The 9,544-nt window shown below is 57.3% G+C and carries 7 protein-coding genes; all 7 read right to left on the bottom strand.

Annotated features, from left to right (window positions below):
• Positions 1–262: 262 nt before the first annotated feature.
• Positions 263–2,698: a DNA gyrase subunit A gene (gene gyrA, locus ACE4YL_RS03940; RefSeq protein ID WP_461359059.1), complete on the bottom strand. Its 2,436-nt coding sequence runs from the start codon at positions 2,696–2,698 to the stop codon at positions 263–265.
• A gap of 22 nt (positions 2,699–2,720) precedes the next feature.
• A complete protein-coding gene (gene gyrB, locus ACE4YL_RS03935) occupies positions 2,721–4,634 on the bottom strand; it encodes a DNA topoisomerase (ATP-hydrolyzing) subunit B (RefSeq protein WP_461359058.1) in 1,914 nt (637 codons plus the stop codon).
• Between the two features lie 14 nt (positions 4,635–4,648).
• Complete coding sequence (gene remB, locus ACE4YL_RS03930) at positions 4,649–4,903, bottom strand: extracellular matrix regulator RemB (protein WP_461359057.1); 255 nt, start codon at positions 4,901–4,903, stop codon at positions 4,649–4,651.
• A gap of 15 nt (positions 4,904–4,918) precedes the next feature.
• Positions 4,919–6,025, bottom strand: a complete 1,107-nt coding sequence (gene recF / locus ACE4YL_RS03925) for a DNA replication/repair protein RecF (RefSeq protein WP_461359056.1) — start codon at positions 6,023–6,025, stop codon at positions 4,919–4,921.
• Positions 6,026–6,241, bottom strand: coding sequence for an RNA-binding S4 domain-containing protein (locus ACE4YL_RS03920; protein ID WP_461359055.1), 216 nt, complete (start codon positions 6,239–6,241; stop codon positions 6,026–6,028).
• 22 nt (positions 6,242–6,263) lie between these two features.
• Positions 6,264–7,355 carry a DNA polymerase III subunit beta gene (gene dnaN / locus ACE4YL_RS03915; RefSeq protein ID WP_461367121.1) on the bottom strand — a complete coding sequence of 364 codons (1,092 nt, stop codon included), beginning with the start codon at positions 7,353–7,355 and terminating at the stop codon, positions 6,264–6,266.
• A 232-nt stretch (positions 7,356–7,587) separates the two neighbouring features.
• On the bottom strand, positions 7,588–8,991 hold the full coding sequence (gene dnaA / locus ACE4YL_RS03910) for a chromosomal replication initiator protein DnaA (protein WP_461360045.1): 1,404 nt from the start codon (positions 8,989–8,991) through the stop codon (positions 7,588–7,590).
• Between the last annotated feature and the right edge of the window lie 553 nt (positions 8,992–9,544).

Below are 9,544 nucleotides of genomic sequence, written 5' to 3'. Positions count from 1 at the left end.
TGAAAAGTGTCAGCCTAGCTGAGCTAGGTTTATCCCTCAGAAAAGCTTGATACTAGCTTGAATTGTTAAGAGCGCACAAACTGTGGCTTATTCTCTCCAAACACAGAATTGTGTTCAAGACTTGTTTGGTTGTCAAGGTGCACTGTCACACGATTTCCGTGGGACAGCGAAGTTATATTAACACATCAGGGGCGCTTCTGTCAACGCCCCTGACCAGCATTTTTAGAAAAAACCGTAGCTAGCGCCTGGGAAGGCTCCAGGCCTACTGGTCCACATCTTCTTCTTTGCCCACGATATCGGCCACGGCCACCACCCGGTCGTTCTCATCCAGGCGCATGAGCACCACACCCATGGTATTTCTCCCCTGCTGGGAAATCTCTGCCACCTTCAGGCGGATCATGATGCCCTCAATGGAGAGGATCATGATCTCATTGCCCTCCCGCACCACCTGGGCTCCCACTATGGGGCCTGTGCGTTCATTCTTTTTCAGGGTGATGACGCCTTTGCCTCCCCGGTTCTGCAGGGGATACTCGTTGATGGATGTGCGCTTGCCGTAGCCCTGTTCCGTGACAACCAAGAGGTCCGCATCGTTGCTGGCCACAGCCAGACCCACCACCTCGTCCCTTTCATCCAGGCGGATGCCGATCACGCCCATGGCGGTGCGGCCCATGGGCCGGATCTGCTCTTCGGCAAAGCGGATGGCCTGACCGTAGCGGGTAACCAGGATCAGCTCGGAGCTGCCGTCGGTGAGCTCCACGCCCACAAGTTCATCGTTTTCCGCTAAGGTGATGCCGATCAAGCCGCCGCTGCGGTTGGTGTCAAACTCCTTGAGCGCGGTCTTTTTCACCGTCCCGCTGCGGGTGGCCATGACCAGGTACTTATCCTCATCGTAGTCCGCGATGGGGATGGTGGCCTGGATGCGCTCGCCGGGTTCGAAGTTGATCAAGTTGACCACGGCATAGCCCCGGGCGCTGCGGCCCGCCTCTGGTATTTCATGCCCCCGCAGGCGGTAGACCCGCCCCTTATTGGTAAAGAACAGGACATAGCTGTGGGTGCTGGCCACAAAGAGCATCTCCACAAAATCGTCGGCCTTGGTGGCCAGGGCAGTGATGCCCCTTCCTCCCCGCCGCTGGGCCCGGTAGGTATCCACCGGCAGGCGCTTGATGTAGCCGTGGTGGGTCAGGGTAACCACGATGTCCTCCTCGGCGATGAGGTCCTCATCCTCCAGATCTCCCACGGACACGCCGATTTTCGTGCGCCTGGGGTCGGCGTACTTCTCCCTAATTTCCAAAAGTTCATCTTTGATGATCTGGTAGACCAGGTTCATATCCCCCAGGATGGCCTTGAGCCGCTCGATGGTCTTGAGCAGCTCCGCATATTCCTGCTCGATCTTCTCCCGCTCCAGCCCGCTCAGCCGCCTGAGCTGCATGTCCAGGATGGCCACGGCCTGCCGTTCGGAAAGGCCGAAGCGGGCCATCAGCCGCTCCTTGGCATCGTCGTAGGCTGCCCTGATGATGGCGATGATCTCATCGATGTTGTTCAGGGCGATGCGCAGCCCCTCCAGGATATGGGCCCGCTCCTCCGCCTTGCGCAGCTCGAAGCGGGTGCGCCGCAGTATCACCTCTTTTTGGTGCTCCAGGTAGTGGCTGAGCAATTCCTTGAGGTTCATCACCCTGGGCTCGTTGTTCACCAAGGCCAGCATGATCACGCCGAAGGTATCCTCCAGCTGGCTGTGCTTGTACAGGCGGTTGAGCACCACATGGGGGGAAGCGTCCCGGCGCAGCTCGATGACAATGCGCATACCGCTTTTGTCCGATTCGTCCCGCAGATCGGTGATGCCGTCCACCTTTTTGTCCCGCACCAGTTCGGCGATTTTCTCAATGAGCCGCGCCTTGTTCACCTGGTAGGGCAGCTCCGTGATGAGGATGCGGGTTTTGCCGCTGGAGAGCTGTTCGATCTGGGCTTTTCCCCGCACCCGGATGCGCCCGCGCCCGGTCATGTACGCTTCCCGGATCCCGTCCCGGCCCTGGATGATCGCGCCGGTGGGAAAGTCCGGCCCCTTGATGTATTTCATCAGGCCCCGGATCTCGATCTCGGGGTCGTCAATGAGCGCGATTAAGCCATCGATTACCTCCCCCAGGTTGTGGGGTGGGATGTTGGTGGCCATGCCCACGGCAATTCCCGAGGCACCGTTCACCAGCAGGTTCGGGAACTTGCTGGGCAGAACCACCGGCTGCTCCAGGGTTTCATCGAAGTTGGGGTAGAAATCCACCGTGTCCTTGTCGATATCCCGGAGCATTTCCATGGCCAGGGGGCTCAGCCTCGCCTCGGTGTAACGCATGGCCGCAGGCGGGTCCCCGTCTATGCTGCCGAAGTTGCCGTGTCCGTCCACCAAAAGATACCGGTGGGAGAAGGGCTGGGCCATCCTCACCATGGCATCGTAGATCGCCGAGTCGCCGTGGGGATGGTACTTACCCATAACTTCACCCACGATGCGCGCCGCCTTTTTGTGGGGCCTATCCGGGCGGTTGCCCAGCTCCAGCATGGAATAGAGGATGCGCCGCTGCACCGGCTTTAAGCCGTCCCGCACATCGGGCAGGGCGCGCTCGACGATCACGCTCATGGCGTAGTTGATGTAGGAGGTTTTCATCTCCTCGGTTATCTTAACGGGGACTACTTTTCCGCTGCTTAGATTGATGCTCAACTAGATACACCCCCGGTTAAATGTCAATGTTGGTTGCCTCTGCAGCATGGGCCTCGATGAACTCCCGGCGGGGCTCCACTTTCTCCCCCATGAGGGTGGTGAAGATATCGTCGGCCAAAATGGCATCATCCACCGTCAGCTGCAAAATGGTGCGCTTGGCCGGATCCATGGTGGTCTCCCACAGCTGGTCGGCGTTCATCTCACCAAGACCCTTGTAGCGCTGGATCATGATGCCCGTGCGCCCAATGCGCTCCAGGATCTGCTCCAGTTCCTCATCGTCATAGGCGTAGTGGATATCCTTCCCCTTGCGCACCCCGTAGAGGGGAGGCATGGCGATATACACATAGCCCTGCTCCAGAAGGGGGCGCATGTAGCGGTAGAAGAAAGTCAAAAGCAGCGTGCGGATATGGGCCCCGTCCACATCGGCGTCGGTCATGAGGATGATCTTGTGGTAGCGGGCCTTGCTGATGTCAAAATCCTCCCCCACGCCGGTGCCGAAGGCGGTGATCATCGATCTGATCTCCGCGTTGCTCAGGATCTTGTCCAGGCGGGCCTTTTCCACGTTCAAGATCTTGCCCCTCAGGGGCAGAACCGCCTGGAAGCGCCGGTCCCTGCTCTGCTTGGCAGTACCGCCGGCGGAGTCCCCTTCCACGATGAAGATCTCGCAGATCTCCGGATCAGTAAAGCTGCAGTCGGCAAGCTTACCCGGCAGCGACGAAACCTCTAAGGCGGTCTTGCGCCTGGTCAGCTCCCTGGCCCGGCGCGCCGCCTGCCTGGCCCGGGAGGCCTGGATGCACTTATCCACGATGCGCTTGGCTTCGGCGGGATTCTCCTCCAGGAAACAGGACAAAGACTCATTGACCAAGGATTCCACAATGCCCCTGATTTCGCTGTTGCCCAGCTTAGTTTTGGTCTGCCCCTCAAACTGCGGGTCCTTGACCCGCACGCTGATCAGGGCGGTACAGCCCTCCCGCACATCGTCACCGGTGAAGTTCTCGTCGGAGTTCTTCAGAAAGTTTCTACGGCGGGCATAGTCATTGATGCTGCGGGTTAAGGCGCTGCGGAAGCCCACCAGGTGCGTGCCGCCCTCATGGGTATTGATGTTGTTGGCAAAACTGAGCATGGTTTCCGTGTAGCTGTCGTTGTACTGGATGGCAGCTTCCACGGTTACATCGTCTTTCTCACCCGCGATGTAGATGGGATTCCTGTTCAGAACGGTTTTGTTGCGGTTCAGGTAGTTAACGTAAGATACGATGCCGCCTTTGTACAGGAAGAAGTGCCGGCGCCTGGTGCGCTGATCCTCGAAGGTGATGGTGAGGCCCTTGTTCAGGAAGGCCAGTTCCCGCAGGCGGTAGACGATGATCTCTGCCTGGAAGTTGGTGGTCCGGAAAATTTCTTTATCGGGCAGGAAGCGGATAAAGGTGCCCTGCCCTTTCGTAGCTCCTAAGTCTTCCACCGGCCCCTGGGCCACGCCCCGGGCGTATCGTTGGATGTAGTGGCGGCCGTTGTACCAGACCTGGGCCTCCAGCCATTCCGAGAGCGCGTTAACCACGGACACACCCACACCGTGGAGTCCGCCGGAAACTTTGTAGTGCCCTCCCTCCTGGCCGAACTTGCCCCCGGCATGGAGCATGGTCAGAACAGTCTCCAAGGTGGAGATGCCCGTTTTGGAGTGAATCTCCACTGGAATACCGCTGCCGTTATCCCGGACAGATAACGAGCCGTCTTCATGAATGACCACGTCGATGCGGTCGCAGTAGCCGGCCATGGCCTCGTCAATGGAATTGTCCACTACTTCTTGAAACAGGTGATGCAGACCGCCCACGTCGGTGTTCCCGATGTACATGCCCGGCCTGAGCCGCACGGCCTCCAGGCCTTCCAAGACCTGGATCTGATCCGCTGTATAATTAGGAGCCGTATGCTTTTCCAAACTATCAACTCTCCTTAATCCGATTCTGTTTGCTCATAGCCTTTCCGTGCCCTTTTCGCCAGGGTTTGGGTGGAAATGGGCGATAGGTAGACCTGCTTGGTACAGATCACCAGGGAGGCAGGTTCCCCAGTCAATTGTACCACAAAACCCTCTTCCTCGGCAGTTTTTAGAAATTCTAGGTTGATGGGCTGGCTGCCGCTGTCTAAAGCGATCAAGCCCACCAGATCCTTTAGGGGGATCATCACATCGCCACCAATGTGCAGAAACATCAGCTCACCCTCTTTTCAGGCAATCCTTCCCTGGCGGATGTTGTAGATGGCGGCCCTTGCTGCCAGTTCCTGGGGAAAGGCGCTCAAACTGGTTGTGGTCACAATGGTCTGGGCCTTGGCATCAAGGAGGGTTAAAAGCTGCAGCTGCCGGCCCTGATCCAGTTCGCTTAAGACATCATCCAAAAGCACAACTGGATACTCCCCGGTTTCCGCCTGCATCAGTTCCAGCTGGGCCAAAATACAGGCGAGCACGGCACTGCGCTGCTGGCCCTGGCTGCCGAACTTCTTGAGATCCATCCCATTCACCAAAAAGAGGAGATCATCCCGCTGGGGACCGATCAAGGTCAGGCCCCGGCGGATCTCCTCGGCGCGCAGCTGCTGGAGCTGTTCCCGGAAGATGGCTTTCAGCTCCTCCCCGCTCAAGCCCGACGCTGCCTGGCCGAAGAACGGTTCGTACACCAGCTGGAGATCCTCCCGCTCCCCGCTGATCTCCCGGTGGATTTCCCGGGCATACATCTGCAGCTTCTCCACCACCGCCTGGCGGCGGGCGGTGACCCGGGTACCGAGGTTCACCAGCTGCCTGTCCCAGGCTGGCAGAAGCTGCAGCTGGGCGCGGCTTTCCTGGGCGGTTTTCAGCAGGCTGTTGCGCTGGCGGACCACCCGCTGGTACTCCAGGAGCGTCTGGCGGTAGACAGGATCGATTTGACAGATCTGGATATCTAAAAAGCGGCGGCGCTCTCCAGGGGGCCCCTTCACCAGCTGCAGGCTGTCGGGGCTGAAGAGCACTGCGTTCAAATTGCCCACGAAGTTGTTGGCGGTGGTGGCTTTGCCGTTCACCAAGAGGCGCTTCTTTTCCGTAAGGCTGAGCACACAGCTCAGGTCCAAACTGGCCAGCTTGCGCACCCGCGCGCTGGCCACAGCCGAGGAAGCGCCCTGCCTGATCAGATCCGCATCCCGCAGGGCGCGGTAAGATTTGCTCAGGGCCAGAACGTAAATGGCCTCCAAGAGATTGGTTTTCCCCTGGGCGTTGTCCCCCACGAAGATGTTCAGCCCCGGATCCAGGCCCAGGCTGACCTGTTCGTAGTTTCTAAAATCCTGCAGGGTAAGCTGTTCTAGCCGCATTCAATTCTCCGACCTAACTAGATAAGTCTCCCCGCTGACCTCCACAACAGCCCCGGGTTGGATTTTGCGTGAGCGCGCCGTTTCCACCTGGCCGTTGACCTTGACCATGCCCCCTTGGATCAGGCGCTTGGCCTCCCCCCCGGTCGCGGTGATCCGGGCCCACTTAAGGAACTGATCGAGCTGAATGGCATCGGTGTTGATAATCACTTCCCGCACAAAGACCAATCCTCTTCCCTGGCTAAATTCGCATGGGCATGACCACATACAGGTGGTCATCGCTGTCCACCGCTTTGATCAGGGCCTGCCTGGTGCCCTCGAAGCGGAACTCCACCTGTTCTCCGCCCATGGTCTTGAGCATATCAAGCAGGAACTTGGGGGCATAGGCTGCCTGCTGCCCGGGACCCTGCTGTTCCACACTGGCCTGCTCTTGGCTCTTGCCCAGCCTGGAGGTGGTGGCCACTTCTAGTATGCCTTCGTTCACCTGAATCAAGACGGGAGCCTCATCAGCCCGGCCAAACAGGGCCGCCCGCTCCAGGGCCTGGATCAGCTTCTGCCGCTTAATCACAAAGGCAGTCTCCTGATCTGTATACAGAACGGAACGGTAGCGGGGGAATCTGCCGTCAATCAGGCGCGTGGTGAAAATGGTGTCTTCAAAGTGGAATGCCAGCTGATTATCACCGAAAAAGACCTCCACCTGCGTTTCGGTCATGGGCAGGCAGCGCACCAGTTCGATCAGGTTGATCTTGGGTACTATGTATTCGCCATGTTCCACATGGGCCTGCCCCGTTTGGGCCCGCACATAGGAGAGGCGGTTGGAATCGGTGGCCACAAAGCTGATGGCACCCTCGGCGATCTCCATGAGGACGCCTTGGAAAATCGGTTTATGTTCATCGTTGGAAGCGGCAAAGACGCTGTTGCGGATCAGCCGTTCCAGCTCGTAGTCTATCAAGCTGATCACTTTTTCCTGGCAACTGGGATATTCTGGAAACTCATCATCCACGATGGTGTTCAAAGCGAACTCCATGGTGTCCACGCTCACCAGTACCTGGCCGTCGCGCCGTTCCACCACCACAGGCATTTCCACGGGAAGTTTGCGCACCAGTTCGCAGAAGAGCCTGCCGCTGACCAGGTGTTCTCCCGGCTCCAGAACCTCACAGGGTGCTTTGGTCTGCACCGCGATCTGGAGGTTATTGGCGGTTAGGGTCAAGACATTATCCCGCGCCGCGAGGTGCAGGCCTGTTAAGGCCGGAGTTTGGTCATTTGTGGATATGGCCCGTTCAACAATGGCCACGCTGCTCACTAAGTCTGAACATTTGATCTGAAAGCGCATAAAATTACCTCCTGTGGATTACTTGGTCGCGGGTACACTGAGTAGTTAATAAAGATCTTTATTAGTAGGCGTAGTAGTAGGCCATGTTCAAATGTGGAAAACCTTTTTTGGGCCGTCGGATGTGAGTTTTGCACAGATGAGAAACTGTTGATGATTGTCCAGGCTTATCCACACGGCCAACAAACGCCAAACTGCCGAAAAAACTATCCCCAGGCTTTTCCACAGCCTATGCTCAGCCGCGGCGGATCAGACTGATCAGTTCCGTGACAGTGCTCTGCAGGGACGGATCCAGTTTCAGCTCGCTTTCGATCTTCTCGATGGCGTGGATCACTGTGGAGTGGTCCCGGCCGCCAAAGGCCTGTCCAATCTCGGGCAGGGAGCTTTCCGTCAGATCCCTGGCCAGGTACATGGCGATCTGCCTGGGAAAGGTGATGTTCCTGGTCCTGCGCTTGGACTTGAGCTCAGAAACCTTGATGGAATAATAATCAGCCACGATTTCCATAATACCCTCAATAGTAACCGGTTGGTGGGCCGGTGTCTTTAAGATATCCTTCAAGGCTTCCGCCACCGTTTCCAGGGTCAGGGGCGTGTTGTGCAGATTGGCGTGGGCGATCACCCGCACCAGGGCCCCCTCCAGTTCCCTGATGTTGGACTGGATGTGGGTCGCGATGTAGCTGAGGATCTCCTGATCGATCACCAAATTGTCGTCCTTCGCTTTCTTGCGCAGGATGGCGATGCGGGTTTCCAGATCCGGCGGCTGGATATCCGCGGTCAGTCCCCATTCAAAGCGGCTGCGCAGCCGCTCCTCCAAGGTGGGGATATCCTTAGGCGGCCGGTCAGAGGAGATCACCAGCTGGCGGTTGGCTTCGTAGAGGGCGTTAAAAGTATGGAAGAACTCTTCCTGGGTCGATTCCTTGCCGGCGACGAACTGGATGTCGTCGATGAGCAGGATGTCCGCATTGCGGTATTTATTGCGAAAATCAACCATGGACTTTTTGCCGATGGCTGAGATCAGATCGTTGGTAAAGGTCTCGGAGGTCACGTACACCACGGAGATGTTGGAATTCTGCTCCAGGGCATAGTGCCCGATGGCATGCATGAGGTGGGTTTTGCCCAAGCCCACTCCACCGTAGATGAACAGGGGGTTGTAGGCCTTGGCCGGGCCTTCCGCCACCGCTAAGGAGGCCGCATGGGCAAAGCGGTTGGAATTGCCCACCACGAAGTTCTCAAAGGTGTAGCGGGGGTTCAAGACTGAGGAACGGGGAGCCGGCGGATCCGCAGGCGCCGGCTGTTCGCTCAGGGGCGCGCGGTTGGACCAGTTTCTGTTGGTGGGCATTTGGCGTGCCGCAGGGGCGCCTGGAGAGCCCAAAGATCTCACCCCTTCCGGGATGGTGAATTTAAGGTCCCACTCCCTGTTGGTCACCTGGCGCAAAGTCCTGGTGAGGGGGTTGAAGTAGCGGGCTTCCACCCAGTCTTTGGTGAACTCGTTGGGGAATTCTACATATAGAGTATTGCCATCGAGGTAGACTGGCCGGCTGTCCTTCAGCCAGGCGTCGAAAGACCGCTCGGGTAAATCGGCGGCCATGATGCTCAGGACTTCCTCCCAGACCAGTCTCAATTGGTTCAGTTGATCCATGATGTACCCTCCCGATGACTCGAACTCCTAGGGTAGAGTTCTTGATTTATCCACAAGATCCTGCCTAGGCGCTTGCGCGCCGCCCCCGGGTTACCCGCAAGTTATGCACAATTGGCCGGTTGGCCAAAGGTTGTCCACACCCATCATACAGGGATTTATCCACAAGTTCAACAGTTTATCCACAGAGAGCTGGGTTTTCGCGTTCATTAAGCTACATGTGGACAACACTTTTTTTATCCCCAAGTTTTTTCACAGGTTGCCCACGGCAGGGTTTACGCAAAAGTGGCGAAATTGTCTGTTGAATTTTCAAACCCAGCTTAAGCCGGCGATCTCAAGTTATCCACAGCTGTGCAAAAGGGGGTTATCCCCAAGTTATCAACAAGCTGTGGATAAAAAACCAAGCTTTAGTGGGCAGATCGGTGCCGGGAACGTATGTTTACTTGAGTTATCCACAGCGGTGTGGACTGATTGTGGATTATTCTGCGTTCATTTGTGCATAACTGAGTGGTGGGGACCCTTGCTATTGACACAGTTTTTAAGAATAAGATATAAT

Origin of the sequence: Candidatus Darwinibacter acetoxidans (genome assembly GCF_041936445.1) — a bacterium.
GTDB lineage: Bacteria > Bacillota > Limnochordia > Darwinibacteriales > Darwinibacteriaceae > DTU010.
The sequence above is the reverse complement of the archived record's forward strand: the minus strand, read 5'-3'. Positions and strand labels throughout refer to the sequence as shown.